We start from the raw sequence: 16,760 nt of genomic DNA on the forward strand, positions 1-16,760 counted from the left end.
CCCGCCAGATCCGCCCCCACCACCAGCACCGGACGCTCCGGCGCCAACGCGCTCAGATGACCGTCCACCGCGAAGAGGAAATCCACCACCCGCGCGTAGTCGAACACCCCATGAGAGCCGTCCGACAACGCCAGCATCGCCGCCGCCGGGCCCCCGCGAAGCCCGACCAGGTACGCCTCAGCGAACGGCAGAGCCAGCGCCGGACTCTCCAACGGCACCGGACCCGGCCGCACGAAGGTGAACCCGACCACCCCGGGCAACAGGCCGTAGTTGTGCCGGCCGGCCTCCTGCCAGTCCTCCAGCGGACGCGAGGACGTCCCCACCGGCCTGCCCTCGGCATCACGGTGCCCGACCACCAGCACCCGGTCCAGAGGAACCCGCGCCCCGTCCACCGCCACCAACTCGGAAGCCCACACCAGCGCCGGCGGCGTCCGCTCGGGATCATCGAGGATCTCCAGGGCGGTCCGCGCCCGGCCGACCATGTCCTGCAGCTTCGACCGGTGCTGCGGGGCAACGGTGTCTATGGCTTCGGACGCCTCGTCGACAGCCGTGCGCAGCGCTCGCTGCACGGAGCCGTCGTCCGGCAGCGGGGTCCCCAGGGCGTACTCGCCCAGGGCGCGGGTGATCCTCTGGCTCTCCCCCACCGACATCAGCCGGCGGTAGCTGCGGCTGCTCGGCTGCGGCAGACCCTGCAACAGCACCATGAACACGAAGTCGGCGAGGCCACGGACGACGTCGTTGTCCAGGACCCGGGTGACGGCATCGCGCAGGACGTCCTCCGGCAACGGGGCCCGGTGCGTGAGTGCCCGCTGATAGGCATCGCGGCTGAGCTTCGACAGCTCGGCCACGGCCCGCCGGATCTCCTCGGGCGTCATCAACTGGCCCGTGTATCCGAAGTGCCGCAGCTCCGTGAGGACCAGCGGGACCTCCAGCCTGCCGTCGTCGGTGTCCAGGGTCGGGTACTGGTCGTCGTCCATGTCGACCATCTGCTTCTGGGTGACGACCTTGCCCCGGGAGGTGCGCCCCGTCAGTACGGACGTCATGTGCTCTCGGGGCGACGGCACATCGCCGATGGTGGCGTCGAAGTACCCCGGGAAGAACGGCTTGTCCGGTATGAGGTTCTTCCGGTAGGCCTCCAGCAGCCTCCCGAGCACGACGGCGAGACTCGCGTTGATGCCGTCGTGGTGTTCGTCGAGGTACTCCCGGGTGCGGGGCCGCAGCGCCCGCCGGATGCGGTCCAGCGCGTGACGGGACGCCACCGCCAGACCGTTCTTGACCACGAACCCGCTCGGGTCGTGGTTGAGGACGGCGCCGGCCGGCCTGGCCACGGTGTGGGCGTATCCCAGCCGCAGGTAGCCCCACAGCTCGTCGATGTCCGGAATGGGCGACAGGAAGGGAACGACATGGTCGGGCACCTTGCTCCGGCCGGTGAAGGCGCGCACGAAGTCCGCGGTGGCCTTCATCCCGAACTCCCTGCCCGACATGTCCAGCTGCCTGAGAGCATCGTGCGGCAGCAGGTCGACCACGGCGTCCTGGAGCGCGCTCAGCCCCAGGGCGGGCAGACCCGTGGTGGGCTGCACATAGGCGGCGGTGGTCTGGATCAGAGACCGGGCGACCAGGGCCTTGTCGCCCAGCTCGGTGGTCTCCCAGCCGTCCTGGGCGGGGAGAAGATCGGAGAGGCGTGTGAGCTGGGCTGAGCCCGGCTCGTCCCCGGTTTCCAGGGCTCGCTCCACCCGGTCCAGCCGAGCCAGCGCCAGATCCTGGGACTGACGCTGCTCGCCGGGGAGTACCGCCATCGGCTCGAGAACGACCTCGCCGATGAGGTAGGAGATCAAGCGGGGCTGCGGCTCTCCGGGTGCGAGTGTGGGTGTGGTGAGGTGTACGCGACCGTCGGCGGTCCGCCAGAGCGGAGCGTGATCGGTGACGATCTTGAGACCGGGTGCGTGGGCCAGTACCTGTTTGGGCGGTAGGTCGCCGATGCCGCTGATGGTGAACCACTGACGCTTCTCGACCTCCAGGCCGAGTGCGCCGTACCCGCGCTCCGTCGCCGCGTCCAGCACCGCGTGCGCCGTGGACGACGACTGCGCGAACTCCGGCAGCGCATGCTCCACAACCTGCCCGGACGGGTCGAGGACGAGAGCCCGGGCCTCGGACGCCGCGACCGCCGGCGGTCGCGGTGACACCTGACGGCCGGGTCCCGCCGACACGTCGACCCACACCACACCGTCGAAACCACCCAGGTGGTAGGCCGCCCACGCGTGCCCCAGGACCCCGCCCTGACGCCGCGCCAGGACGAACGCCACCGCGCTCGGCCCCTGAGCCGCGACCGCCGCCGCCACCGCATCCCACGACCGCACCGCATGCCACCCGGGGCCCGGCACCAGTGACGACGCCGCCGACGGGTCACCGAGGACCGAATCGTCCACCGCGATCGCCGGACGCACCCCCCGCGGGTACAGCGCGTCCCGCATCGCCCGCAGCAGCACGAGACAGCGCTGGACCGACATGCTCCCCACCGCGTCGCCGCCCGCCACACGGGCCGCCATCTGCTCCAGTTGGGCGAGGGAGAGCGGCGAACGGGGCCTGGACGCGGGCTCCGGGGCGACCGCAGGTCCGGGGGCGTGGGGCTGCGCCCGGTAGGTGTTCTCCGCGGGGTCCCACATCGCACGGAAGGCCGCCCAGACGTCGGCCTGAGCCCGGGGGTTGGCCCGCCAGGGGTGGATGCCCCGCGGTTCGGTGCCGTACAGCTCCCGCAGCAGCGGCAGCAGTGTCGGCTCGTGCCGCCGGACCCAGCTCGACCCGTTGTTGCGGGGCCGGCCGGTGTACGGGTCGGTCCCGGTGTTCGTCCCCAGGTAGGCGTTGGTGAGCTGGGCGAAGAACTCGTACTCGTTCCGGGAGGAGTAGTTGCGGTGCGTGCCGGAGGCGTCGTACAGCGGCCCGTCGGGCCACGCGGCGGAACCGCCCGCCAGCACCTTGTCGTGGAACGCCTCCGTGATCAGCCGCCGCTGCTCGTCGGTGAGCCCGTGGCGGTGCACGGCGTGGGCGAAGTCGTGCGTGGCGGCGGAGTAGCCGTCGGCGTAAGGCCCCGCGCCCGGCACGGCGGTGGCGTCCCCCAGCAGGTTCTCCTCGCCGACCGCGGTCCGCCCGCCGGCCTGGAGCCCGCGCACGGTCTCGAAGGGGCGCGCGTCCTGCGCCGATTCCCCCCGGAGGAAGCCGAACGCGTCCAGCGACGTCAGGGCGGCGTCCTTCGGGACCACGATCATGCGCGCGCCCCCGGTCAGCATCCGCTCCGCCACGGCGGGGGACCGCAGCATGCGGGCCACCTGTGCCCGCGCCTCGATGCCGGACGAGACGGGCAGGTCCACACCCGCGGGGACGTCCACCATCAGCAGCGCGGCGGTCCGTGCGAACGCGTCGGCGGGCAGGGCCTGTCGCAGCGCCGCCGCCAGCGCCCGGTCGGAGGCCAGGGCCTCGCGGTCCGGCGACGACAGGGACAGCAGCCGGGAGGTCCGTTCCTCCTCGGTCATGCGGGGCAGCCGCGTGGTGAGGTCCGCCCGTTCGGCCGGTGGCAGGTCGGGCCGCGGCGCCGCGACGGGAGCAGGTACGGCCGCGGTGACCGGGGCTCCGGCCGTCCCCGGTTCCTCGGGGGGCGGCGCGGGGAGGGGCTGTCCGCCGAACCGGCCGGAACGGGTGGGACGGGCGGGCGCCGAGGAACCGGAGCCGCGCAGGGACGGCCCCGCGCCGATGCTCTCCGCCCGGCGGCCGGACTCCAGGGCGCTTGTGAGGCCCGGCAGTTCCTCCCACGCCTGGCTGTGGCGGCGCGCGTGCTCGGCCAGTTCCTGCCGGACGGTGGCGAGGTCTCCCTCGATCTCGCCGAGCTGGGACCGGATCGCGTCACGGGCCCCGGTCCGGCGCCTCAGTTCGGCGTCCGCCTGCCGCTCCGTACTCTCAGCGCGGGACACGTCCGCCTCGGCGCGCGCGAGGTCCCCGGCGAGGGCCGCCTCCCGCACGACGTCCTCGTCCAGGGTGGTCCGGAGCTCGTCGGCCGCCGCGCGAGCCGTGGTCATCTCCGCGAGGTCCAGCTGACGCTGCCGGACCGCGGCCGCCTCCCGCTCCCGGACATCCTCGGCGTACTCCTCGGCCGCGGCCAGGTCGTTCCGGGAGGCGGCGGCCGGGGTGGTCTCCGCGTCGGCGACGAGGCGCCCGAGGCGGTCCACCTCGGCCCGAGCCTGCTGCCCCTGCTCCCGCAGCCGCAGCTCCTCGTCCGCAGCGGCCTCGTAGCGGGTCTGCGCGTCGCGGGCGGTCGCGTCCAGCCGCGCGATCTCCTCCCGCGCCGCACCGATCCGGTCCCGTGTCCCGGTGAGCTCCGACCGTACGGTCCCGGCGGTCCGCACGGCGTCCGCGTGGGCCAGGTCGGCCGTCCGGTGCGCGGCGGTGGCGGTGTCCACCGCGCGGCCGGCCTCCTCCAGCGCCCGCAGCGCACCGGGCCTGCGCCGTGCCAGTACGTCCTCCCGGTGACGGGCCGTCGCCTCGGCCCGCACCGCGCGGACGTAGGTGCCGATGGCGTCGCGTACGCCTGCCCAGGCGTCATGGGTCGCGTCGGTCACGTCGGCGAGGGAGCCGTCGGCGTCGAACGGCCAGTAGCGCAGCCCCTGGTCGGTGCGGACCACGAGTTCGACCGGCTTCCCGGCCAGCGCGGCCGTACGGGAGCCGACGAACAGGGCACGGGCCAGGCGGGTGCCGTCCGGGTCGGGGCCGAGCGCGAGCCACATCTCCGCCGACGCGTCCTGCTCGTCGATACCCCCCGCCAGCACGCGCGGCAGGTCGGTGACCGGGTGCCGTGCCCAGTCCCGCAGGTCGTCCGCGTCCAGGTCGACGAGCATCGCGGGCAGGTCGTAGATCCCGGGGCCGGGGCGCGGCGGGGTGACACCGAAGCCCAGCACGTCGCGTTCCCACAGCCGTGTGGTGGAGCTTCCGGTGACGTACCGGACCCCCCCGGGGCCGTCGACCGTGATGACGAGGTCGACCAGGGTCTCGTAACTGCGCGTGCCACGCCGGTCCGTGGACTCACTGACGGTGCCGGTCCGCAGGCGGCTGAACTCGGAGGCGGACACTTTGCCGCCCGAGGACATGGCGTGCGGCTGCTGCGCGAGCAGGGGGAACGTCTGGCCCAGCATCAGGGAGTTGCTGGGCCCCACTCGGTAGAGGCCCTGCTGGTTCAGGACGAAGGAACCCGCGGTCGAGGACACGGTCGAGGAGGTGCGGACCTGCCGGCGGCCCCGGTCCACGGCGACGTCGCCCGTGTCCGTGACCGGCCGCGGACGGTGCAGGGCGACGCGCAGGGACGGCGGGGTATCGGGCGTCTCCATCGGCCAGCTTCCGGGCATCGTGGTGGTCAGGCCCGCCGCCGTGCCGCTCGGGTCGAGGCTGATCTCACCGGCCTGGATCATCTCGCCCAGCCGGACGGCCATGGCCTCCGACGAGGCGTTCGCGGGCAGCTGCCAGGACCTGGCCATCCGTGGATCGACCTCGCGCAGCGCCTGCGCGAGCTGCGGGGCGGCGTTGAAGTCGTACAGGGGGGTCGGGCCGGTCGGCTCCAGGCGCGCGCCGTCCGGGAAGGGCAGGGTGCCTCGGGCCGCGGCCTCGCCCGGCGAGAGCAGCAGCGGGTCGACCGTGAGCAGCGCGGGCGGCCGCGGCGCCGGGAGAAGGCGCGGCTCGACGGCCTCGGAGCCGATGAACCGCAGTGCCGTCGCGGCCGGTACGGAGACACGGCCGACCGGCCGGCCCCGCAGCAGACGTCCCATCCAGCCGCGCACTCGCCGCGCCACGTCGCCGTCCAGGCCGGACAGGTTCAGCAGCCCGTCCTGGAAGACCGCGCCGGGGATGTTGGGCGGCCACTGCCACACGGCCTGGGAGCGGACCGACGCGGTGAAGAGGTAGTCGAGGTCGAAGTCGGCCGCGCTCCCCGAGCGCGTCCAGAAGCGGTCCTCCGTCGCCACCTCGGACCGCGCGATGCGGGCCCGGGTGATGGCCAGCGTGGCGGACGGGCCTGAGCGGTCCGGGAGCCCGACTCCGCCGTTTCGCGGATAGCGGGAGACGACGCTGACCATTGCCTGGCGTGTCGTCGTGACGCCGGAGGACGTCGCCCTCCCCTGCGCAATGAGCGTGTCGCCCAGCTCCAGTCCGGTTCCCTCGTCGGCCGGACGGCCGTGTACGCCGCGCAGGGCGGGCGTCTGCATGATCGGCTCGGCGCTCAGGGTCACCTCGACCAGTCGTGCCCCGCCGTATGCCACATGGACGAAGTGGAAGCGCACATGGCCAGCGGGGCCGCGCCGGGGCAGGGCGCGCAGCGCCGCCGGCTCGGTGGTGCGGGCGATCTCGGTCGCCACACCGGAGACGTACGAGGCGTGGCCGGGCCGGGTGACGCCCGGTGCCTCGCTCTCGACCAGGGCGATGAGCTCCTGGCGCAGCCGGTCCCGGCGTTCCCTGCGGTTCGTGGTGTCGTCGAGCTGCGTGACCGCCAGGACGGTCGCCTTGCCGAGCTGGCGCGTCCGCACGAACCGGCCGGGAAGGGGAACGCCGGGCTGGGGCTGCGTCAGGCCGGGGAGCCCCTGCATTCCGCCGAGCCACGCGGCCATGCGGGCCACGGACTGGGCGGAGGCCAGATACGTCACGGCGCGGGGCAGGTACACGGCGACCGTCACGGGAGTGTACGTGCCCAGGCCGACGGCGTTCCCTGCCACGTTGCGCACGCCCCACCGGACGGTGAGCAGCAGCGTCAGGTCACTGCCGATCCACAGCTTGCTGCCCGTATGGTGCGTGGTGTGGGTGGCCTTGGCCACGGAGTTCACCGTGCTGATGTCGTCGGTGCGGCGGGACTGGGAGTACCGGCCGGCGGGGTTGGCCTGCCGGACCAGCACGCCGGGCGGGGCGGGCGGCGACTGCAACCCCGAGAGCTGGGCGTTGCCCTGGTGGGTCACGCCGATGCCGCGCTCCCGGCCCGCGGTTTCGCCGGCCAGGAGGTCCTGTTCCGTATAGAGCGACTCGGAACCCAGGTTGCGGGGATTGGTCAGGTAGCCACTGATCTCCAGCGTCATGACCCGGTCGGCCGCCATGCCCGGCAGCATCAGCCCCTCGACGAGGTACGCCCCGTCCAGGATCTGCCGGGCACGGGACATGAGCTGGGCGGGCCGGATCGCATCGTGCCGGGTCTCGGTCGCGAGGGTGCCCTGGTCGTTCAGTGACGCGCCGGCCAGGGCGACGGACATCCACTTGTAGGTCGCCGCCACTCCGTCCGCGGACGTCCTGGCCGTCCAGGTCACCGGAGCGGCGGCCCAGCTGACGGCCGAGGCGGCCCGGTTGACCGCGCCGGTCAGGCTTTCGGGCAGCGCCTCCTTCACCGCCGAACCCCGCCTGGCGGTCTCGGTGGCCAGTCCGCTCAACTGCACGGAGGCGCGCCGCACCGCCCGGCCCACCGGCCCCTGCTCCGGGTGGCCCGGATAGGTCCCCGCGACGATCTGCCCCAGGGCCTCCCGCAGAGCGGCCGTGCCGCGGAAGGTGTCCACGACCGCGCCTTCCGGCAGCCGGGTCACGCCGGGCAGCGGGCGGCCCTGGGCGTCGACCAGGTTCAGGCGCCGCCGGTCGTCCGCCGGCCCGCCGTCGGTGACGAGTTCCCGGATCACGTGTCCCGGCCGGGGCGCGGCGGGTACGGGACTCGCGGCGGGCGCCTGGGTGCGGTAGTGCGGCACCAGCAGCGTGACCTCGCCGGGCACGGTGTGCGGTGTGGCGCCCGGAGCCAGCAGCGCCGTGCCGTCCGTGGCACCGGCGCCGTCGTCCGTTCCGGCACCGTCGGCGAAGCGGATGCGCGGGTCGTCCCCCGGGCCCTCGTACAGGTCCAGACCGAGCCTGGCGGGCACCTCGAAGAGCTCGCTGCCGTTCTCGGTCGCCGCGGCGACCTGGTCGTAGCCGACCGAGTCGCCGGTGTTCCCGGTGTCCGTGATCTGCCCGGTGGCCAGGTAGTCCGAAGCCGCGTTCAGCCCCCAGGCACCGTCGTACAGGGGCGCTTGGAAGCCGGCGCCACCGCCCGCGGAACCGCTCAGCGCCGCGCCACGCTGCCGCCCGCCGCCGGCCTCGTACGAACTGGAGCCGCCCTGGAGGACGTCGGGCAGTCGGCGCACGTGGTCCGAAGGCCGCGCGTAGTCCCGCGCCACGGAGAACCGCAACTGCACCCGCCGGGTGCCCGAGACGGCGTGCGGCCGGTCGAACCACGCCGGCTGCCCGCCGTCCACGCTGTCGGCCGCCGACGCCGCGAGGCCGAACCTCGAACGCATCTGCCGCAGCCGCCGCAGGTTCTCCAACTGGGCGATGACCAACGGCTCGTCCAGCCGGAACGGCAGCCACCGCCGCCGGGGTTCGGCGGGCGGCAGGAAGCCCTCCTGCCGCAGCCACGCCTCCGCCCTCGCGAACAGCGGATCCGCTCCCTCGATCTTGAGGGGCGTCTCCGTGTACCCGATGCCGGTCAGGTGCTCCAGGTGCTCGGGGAGCTCGCGCACGTCGTCCGGACCCGGCCGGTGGCCCGTCATCACCTCCCGCCGGGCGATGCGCAGCCGCAGACCGTCCTCCCACGGGCCGAACGTGCCGCTGGCCTGACCGCCACCGGCCCGGTGCAGCGTCACGGTGTAGGTGACCCTGGCGGGGGTGAGCAGATGACCGGTCGTGGTGCGGATGCCGTGCGTCAGCTTCGCGCTGCTGACGCTGTTCAGCTGGTCGTTCAGCTGCCAGTTGACGCCTGCCTTGCTCATGACGTTGCCGCCGAACGATTTCAGGGCGCGCGGGTGCCCGGCGGTGTGGTCGGCGGTCAACGACGGGCCGCCCGCGATCTCGACTCCCAGGCCGCTGGTCCACTTCGCCGACCGCTCCACGCTGGAGGAGTGCGAGAGCAACGTCTCCAGGTTGGACGCGCCCTCGGCGCTCTGGCGCATCGGCTGCCCCGGTTCGATCACCGCGGTGAGCTCGAGCACGCCGACCGCGTTGCCGTCCTCGTCCAGCAGTGTCGGCGAGAACACCCCGCCGGTGCGCTGGAGATGCGGGGTGCCCTGCAGCATGCGCTGGGACAGGAAGGTCTCCAGCGCCTTCTCCGAGTCCTCGTCGAGGCTCAGCAGAGCGCTGAAGTCCTGGTGCTGGAGGAGCTCGGTCAGCAGCCGGCGCGGTTCGGCGACGCTGGCGGCTCCCCACAGCGGCAGGTCGTCCACGTCCCCGGGCTCCGGCAGGTCGCCGGAGTCGGCACCGTCGAAGGCGAGATGCTCGTGGACCCAGATCGTGAGCGTGCCGTGCGACTGTTCGGGCTGCCAGTTGCCGGTCTGATCGTCGCGGGGGGTGTCGACCTGGACCTGCCATCGCCCGTCGACATCCGTCGGATGCGCGGGTTCCTCGGCCTGCTGCTTGCTCGTGACCTCGAACGTCTCGTCGACGGAGACGGACTGGGCCACCTGGTTGTGCGTCGCGGACACGCTGGCAGTGACGTCCGACAAGCGCAGCGGGCCGGTGCCCTCGTTGCGGAAGATCCCGATCGACGGCGTCGACGCGGTGCGGACGGTCCCCGAGCTCTCCCGGTGCGAGGACGTCTGCCCGCCCGCGGCCTGGACCTCCGTCTGCACGTCGGGCAGGGTCACAGGACGCTGACCGGTGTTCCGGCCGTACTTCGCGGACTTCGCGGCATCGGCGTAGGCGAGCCGTACGTCCACCGACCGGTCACGGCCACCCTGGCGGAGGGTGATCCGGTGTCCCTGCCGGCTGAGCAGGTACGGCCGGTTCGACTCGATCTCCACCGCGCCCAGCTCGTCGCGGAGCCGCGCCCGCAGCTCCTGGCCCTCCGTACCGGCCGGGTCCACCCCGAGAGCACGGATGATCTGCCCGTGCAGGCCGTCCAGGACGGGGTCCGGGGTCGGCTCGTGGAAGACGAGACCGACGTGCCCGTCGTGCAGGGTGCCGTGGGTGCGCACGTACTCCGACAGCTCGCCGGGCACGGCCGGCGGGGCCGCCGGCGGGGCGGCCGGGGCGTCCGTGATCCCGTCGGCCGCACGGGCAGCCGCAGGGGCCGGGGGCGCGGACACGGGTGCCGGGGGCGCGGACACGGGTGCCGGGGTGTGGGGCTGCGGCACGTGGACGCCCTCCGCCTCGTCCCACAGCGCCCGGGAGCCCGCGTAGACCTCGTTCTGCTCCTGCACGGCCGCGACCGGGTTGACCGGCCCGGCGCCGTCCGGGACGTCGCCGTACAGCTGCCGCATCAGCGGGAACAGTGCCGGGAAGTGCCTGCGGACCCAGTCGGGGCCGCCGTTGGAGCGCCTCAGCCTGGTGTGCGCGTCCTTTCCCGCGTTCGCCCGGAAGTAGACGTTGGTGAGCTGGGCGAAGAACTCGTACTCGTCCCGGCTCGAGTAGTTGGCCTCCGTACGGCGCCCCGCGCCGTCCATGCCGTGCAGCAATCCGTCGGGCCACAGCGCGCCGTCCTCGTTCTTGGTCTTGTCGAACTCGTCCCGGATGAGCCTCCGCTGCTCCTTGCTCAGCCCGGCCATATGGATGACGTGAGCGAACTCGTGGATGGTGACGGAAAAGCCGTCCTCGTAGGAACCGGCGCCGGGCACGGAGGTGGACTCGCCGAGGAGGTTCTCCTCGGGCACCCCCGCGGTATGCAGCACGGCGACGCCGCGCAGCGTGTCCCGCGCCCGGCCGTCCTGGGTGGCCCGCCCCACGAGACCCTGGAACGGGTCCAGTGAGGTGATCGCCTTGCTGCGGGGCACCACCACCACGCGCCCGCCGTTCGTGAGCAGTTTCGCCGTGACGTCCGGATCGCGCATCATGAGCACGATCAGTCGGCGCGCCTCCCGTCGTGCCGAGACGGGCTGTTCCACGCCGGGCGGCACCTGCACCATCAGGTGCGCCGCGGTCTCCACGAAGTCCGGGACGGACAGGGTCCTGCGCAGCACGTCCACCAGGGCCGGGTGGGAGGCCAGGAGCTCCCGGTCACGGGGCGACAGCGCGGCCAGCTCCTGCTCCCGAACGTCCTTCGCCATGCCGGCCATCTGCGACACCAGCCACCGGACCCGGTCCGAGACCACCGGGTTGGCGGGACGCAACGCGTTGACGAGCAAGTGGAGTTCGGCGTTCATCCGGCTCACGTCGGCCGGTACCGCGCCGAGCGACAGCCAGGTGTGCCCGATCGCCGCGACGGCCTCGGGATCGCGGGCCAACCCGTCCAGCAGTCGGTAGAGCTGGAGGGTCAGGCCGGGTGCGGACCCTCGCGGGCGCGCCGCAAGGTAGGCGTCGCCCCGCAGGGCCTCCAGCCCGCGGGGCGTGGGCGCGTCATCGTCCGGAGCGTGGGACAGCGCCCACAGCAGGTCGAAAAGGCGCGAGTCACGCTGCTGATCGTCGGTGGCCAGGGCCAGCGTGTACGCGGCGTCCGCCAGCGCCTCGGTGACGCTGGGGACCCAGAAACCGTCGGCCCAGGTGGGAATGGCGGGGCCGGTGCGAACCTGCGGGGCGGAGCCGACGACGATCTCCGCGCCGCGCACCTTACCGGAGACCGTGCGTCCGTCCGCGCTCAGGCGGAGGGCCTTCCTGGGCCATCTCAACCGCCGGACGGCCTCGTCGATGACATCGGCGTACCGGGCGACATCGGCGGGGGACTCGAACTCCAGGGGGCCGATGGGGCGTGGGTTGTCGAACAGCACCCTGCCCCTGGCCGCTCCGGCCAGGACCACGGGGCGGCGGAGATCATTCATCTGCGCGCTGAACCGGCGGCCGACGCCCAGCTTGGCGTCGTCTGAGAGCGGGACGACGGGCGAGGAGCCGGACCTGCCGGCGATCCCGCCGCGGCCGGCCATCCCGCCGCGGCCGGCGGTTCCGCCGGTTCGGTCGGTCTCACCGGTTCCGTTGGGCCGGGGCGCGGCAAGGGCGTCACCGGGCGGCACCGCGGGCGATCCACCCGGCAGACGCGGGGGCAGACCCAGCTCGCGCCGCAGCCGGCTCGCCAGCTCCGTGCCCGAGACGGCGTCCGCCCCGTGTACGGCGAGGTGCTCGGCCACCCGGCGCACGGCGTCACGGAAGTCGCCGCGTGCGTGCCGCGAGTCGGCGAGCACGGGGTGCAGCTCCAGCGGCAGCACCAGGGAGACCGCCCGCTGCCAGGCTTCGGCGGGGTCCGTGCCGGTGGGAACCCCGGAGGCCCGGTCCGCGGCGCGCGCGAAGTCCTCGTACGCGGCGCTCCACGTCCGGCGGGCGGCATGTGCCGCGATGGCGTCGAGCGCGTCGGTCCAGGGGCCGGGCCGGGTCATCAGCAGCCGGACGTGGTCGACGGGGCTGATCCCGCTCTCGCCGACCTGTACGGAGCCGTTGAGGGCGGCCTGGAGCGCGGGGCCCTCGCCCAGTGTGATGCCCGCGGCGGTCAGAGCGGCCGGGGTGAGGCGGTCGTCGGGAGCCAGCCGGGGCGGGTCGGCGGGCAGGTCGTCGGCGGTGACCAGGGCGGCGGTGCGCCGCTGTTCGTCCTCCGTGCGGCGGACCCGCGGAACGACCGAGGCCGCGGCGGCGTCGTCGGCCGCGTCCGCACCGAGGTCACGCAGGCGGTCCCGGGCCTCGTCGAGCCGCCACTGCGTCCTTTCGACGTCCTGCCACGCGTCCTGGAGCCTGGCGGCGTCGTCGGTGCCTCCCCGGCCGCTCTCCACGCTTGCGGTGAGCGTGTCAGCGGTCCGCGCGGCCCGGTCGAAGGCACTGAGGGCGTCGCCGTACTCCCGGCGTGCCTCCTCGACGGCGAGCTCGGCTGCGATGGCGTCGTCGATGGGGGCGTCGTCGCCGAGCGTGTGATCGAGGGTGTCGTCGGTGAAGGTGGTGGTGCCGTCGAACGGGACCGACACGGCGAGGGAGCCCGTGCCGGGGCCCGTGCTCCTGCCCTTGCCCTTGCCGGGTCCGGGGCTGTCCTCGGGGACGGACGAAGTCGCGTCCGCAGGGGGCACCGCGACGGACGGGGAGGGGGCGGTGGCCGGCTGCCCTTCGTCGGTGTCCGCCGCGGACCTGGAGGCCGGGGACGCGGAGGCCGGGGACGCGGAGGCCGGGGACGAGGCGGTCCGGACCGGGGTGGCCGGTGCGACCGGTACGTCCCGGTCGGTCCGGTCGGGCCGGTCGGGTGCCAGCATCTGCGGCGCACGGGCCGGGTCGTCGACACCGCTCGGGGGCCGGGTGCCCCGTGCGGAGAGCGGGTGGTCGAGGACGGCGTCATGGGCACCGATGGCGTTCTCGATGGTCTCCAGATAGCGCAGCGGCACGGCTGGTGCCGGGTCGGACCGCCGGCCGGGGCCGGCCGTGCCGCCGTCAACGGACAGCACCAGCCGGCGCAGCACCCCCTCGGCCGCCCGGCCACGGTCCGGTACGCCCGCGTAGTTCAGGAGCATGTGGAGCACCGCGGCGTCGTCCCGTGCCTGCCGCGCCGCCGTCTCCTCCGGTGCGGCGGCGGGATCGACGGAGTGGAGCCGCCAGTGCACCTGGTCGGTGTCGTCCGGCTGAGGGCTCCGGCTCAGTTCGACGGCTTCGGAGTGAGCGGGTGCCGGCGTGAGCGTGAGGTCGATGTGAAGCTGGTCGCCCGACCGCGGCAGCAGCAGACCGTTGTTCAGGCGGGTGTCGAGCAGCGTCTGCATCCGCTCCTGGAACGCCGCGAGTTCGTCGGGGGCGAAGCCCTCCCCGGTCCGGACCGGCAGGCGGAGCGAGACGCTGCTGATCCAGCGGCCGTCGTCCGCCTGGATCCGCTGGACCCACGCGCGGACGAGGGTTTCCCGGACGCCGTCGGGCGCCTCGGGGTCCAGCGCCGGGTCGGCCTGTCCGGCGCGGACGGGCACCGCCGGTGCGTCGTGGCGCCCGGCCCGCCACTGCTCGGGCCGTACCGGATCGGCGACGGGGACGGCGTGCTCCGGCATCGGCCCGGTGGAGGTGACCGTGTCCGTCTCGGTGGAGGTGTCCACGTCGGTGGCGCGGGCCGTGAGGTCGGCCGCGGCGTCCCCTGACGGGGCCGGTCCCCCCGTCAGGTCCGCGCGGGAGGGCTGAGCGGGCGCGGACGGTGCGTCCGGCTGCGGGATGCCGGAGGACGTGCGCAGTTCCGCCGGCGGCGTCGCCGGCACCGGCACGCCGTCGGGCGCGGTCGTGTTTGTGGACGCGCCGGGGGTCGTCACGGCCTCGTCCGCCGCGCCACCACGGGACGACGGGGCGAGTGGCCGCTCCGTACCGTCGGACGACTCCTCCCGGCCGTCCTGGTCCATCCCCTGGTCCGGCAGGTCGGCCGCGTGGTCACGGTCGTCCGGGCCGCTCTGGGACGACTGCTGCGACTGGTTCGCCGAACCGGCCGCACCCTGCGGCGCGGACGGTGCCGAGGGGCCCGCGGGCGCCGTGGTGGTCGGGCCGGCCGACGCTCCCACGGGTGCCGGCGGCCCGACTGCGCCGGTTTCGGCGTCGGTCACCGGCGGGGCGTCGCCCACCCGCGAGTGCGGATCGCCCTCCAGGTCCGGCTGCCCGCCGGTGGCCCGGCCCGCCGTACCGCGTCCGGCCAGGTCCTGCCCGGTGGCGTCGTCCTGGGCGTCCCGTGGCCCGTCCTGGCTGCCCGGCACCTCCTCGGGATCGGCCGTCCCCACGTCCGCGCCGTTCGGACCGCCTGCGGTGCCCAGCTCGGGGGTGGTGGAGGAGCCCTTCGGCGCGGTGAGTCCCTGCGGGAGGTCGATCGCCGCCCCCGGCCCGTCCGAAGACGTACCGGGGCCCGTCGCCGGATCGGACTTGAGGTCCGGCTCCAGGTCCGGCACCGGGTACGGCGTCGTGAGATCGGCGTCCACGCCGGACGAGGGCCCGGATGTGCGCCCGGAACCCATGGGGGACGTCAGCGGTGTGGTGTCCGGCGAAGAGGCAGGCGACGGTGTGGGCGGGGGCAGGTAGGGGACCTGCGCCCCACTCGTACCGCTGAGTCCGTTCGTGCCGTTGAAGCCGTTCGTGCCGTCAGTGGTGCCCGGTGCCCGCAGGGTGAGGTCGACGGGCCCGGACAGCGCGTCGGAGCCGCCGGTGGACTGTGTGTTCGGGGCCGACGGAGACGTGGCCGTCGGCGGCGGTGTGTACGGGGACAGCGGCGGGGCATCTATGCCGCTGCCCACCCCGTCCGGGAGATCGGTCGACACGGTGTTCGGGGGAGGTGTCGCCGGACCGGGCGTGAAGAGGCCGCTCTGCACCGTCGACGGGCCCTTGGCGTACGGACCGTCAAAAGCGCCCGCCTCCGGGGCCTCGGAGCCCGAGGGTCCCGGATCGCCCTCTCCCAGCCGGCTGCCCGGGCCGGGCAGATCGTTGAGGTCCGTGAACCGGTTCCCGTCGGCGAAGTAGGAGTTGTAGATCGAGAAGGCCCCCGCGCCGATGGCCAGCCCCGCGCCCGCCTCGAACAGGTTGCTGGTGCCGGACCCGACGAAGGTCTCCCACTTGAACTCCCACTTGTCGTAGAAGGCCCCGTTGACGATGACCTCGGCGACGCTCTCGGCGGTGCCCCCGACGGCGAAGGTGGTGACGACCTCCGGCGGACCGTTCGTCAGCCCCTTGAACAGCAGGCTGTTCCGGTCGAAGTTGAACTTGCCGAAGACGTCCCCGAGGAGGTCCTTGAAGTAGTTCCGGAGCGGCTTCAGGAGCTTGTCGAAGATCTCCATGAAACCGCTGGTGAGCCCGCCCTGCGCGGCGGCAGCTGCGACGTCCTTCCAGTCGACGCCGCTGGGCTTGCGGCCACCGGTGTTCAGACCGATCTGAAACAGCTGGACCCCGAGCGCCTCGATGGCCTCCTGGATCGCACCCCCGAGCGTCGGCGCGAGGTGCGTCATCCGCAGCAGCCGGTCGATGATCATGAGGATCGCCAGCTTGCTCCGGGCTCGCGCCAGGAACATCTGGGACACCGAAGCGCCACCGGTGAACGCCATCAGTGCCGCCAGCAGGGCCAGTTCGGCGAGCAGCATGATGATCTCGGCGATGATCTCCCACTTCGACCCCTGGATCTTCCGTGAGTAATCGATCTGGCCGTTGGCGAGTTCGTCCAGCTGGTACAGCAACGTCTGGATGGGGTCGGTGCCGCCGGGCAGGTCGGTGAGCATCCGCACACTGTCGATGTACGGCTGGGCCACCTCCGGCGGCAGCGCCTCCTCCACCGTCTGGATCGTCTCCCGCGCGCCGGCGCGCAGGTCGATCAGGTCCTTCTGAAGCGCGAGGTAGAGCTCACGACTTTCCCATGCCAGATTCTCCCTGGCCTGCAGGGGCATCTCGCCCAGCAGGATCCAGAGCATCGTCCGGACGTCCGGCGGAAAGTCGATCTCCTCCACTTAGTGCCTGCCGCCCCCGTCGGAGTCCCCGCCCAACGCGTCGAGGCTCGACGTCTGCCGCCCGATCTGCTCGTTCGCGTACGCCGAAACGCCCTCGATGTGCTGGCCGTTGGCCCAGACCGCCCGCTGGAGCTCCGAGAACGCGGTGCCCAGGGTCCTGATCAGTTCCAGAAGCGCCTCGTTGTTCGCCTCGTACTTCGGCAGCACCTCCCGGGCGAAGTCGTCGTCCTTACCCGCCCAGCCATCGTAGTCCCCTATGCGGGAGATGAAGCCGTCACCGAGCTCGTTCGTCCTGTCCGGCAACGCCTCCATCATCTCGCCGCCGCGGCGTATACGGCCGGGGTCAGCGGTGAACTTGCCCGCCATGGTTACCTCCCTCGTCGCCTTCTTCGG

At 73.5% G+C, this 16,760-nt stretch carries 1 protein-coding gene and 1 pseudogene; both read right to left on the reverse strand.

The window, feature by feature from the left end:
• Positions 1-16,367, reverse strand: a pseudogene (locus tag ACFW6P_RS28780) (hypothetical protein); the annotation flags it as partial.
• Entirely contained in the window at positions 16,368-16,733 is a 366-nt protein-coding gene (locus ACFW6P_RS28785) for a hypothetical protein (RefSeq protein ID WP_386425334.1), read from the reverse strand.
• Between the last annotated feature and the right edge of the window lie 27 nt (positions 16,734-16,760).

This window comes from Streptomyces sp. NPDC058741, assembly GCF_042746715.1.
In the GTDB taxonomy this organism is placed as follows: Bacteria; Actinomycetota; Actinomycetes; order Streptomycetales; family Streptomycetaceae; genus Streptomyces.

Excerpts from the sequence above, each read along its gene's own strand:
- ACFW6P_RS28785 (WP_386425334.1), bottom strand. The coding sequence starts at position 16,733 with ATGGCGGGCAAGTTCACCGCTGACCCCGGCCGTATACGCCGCGGCGGC.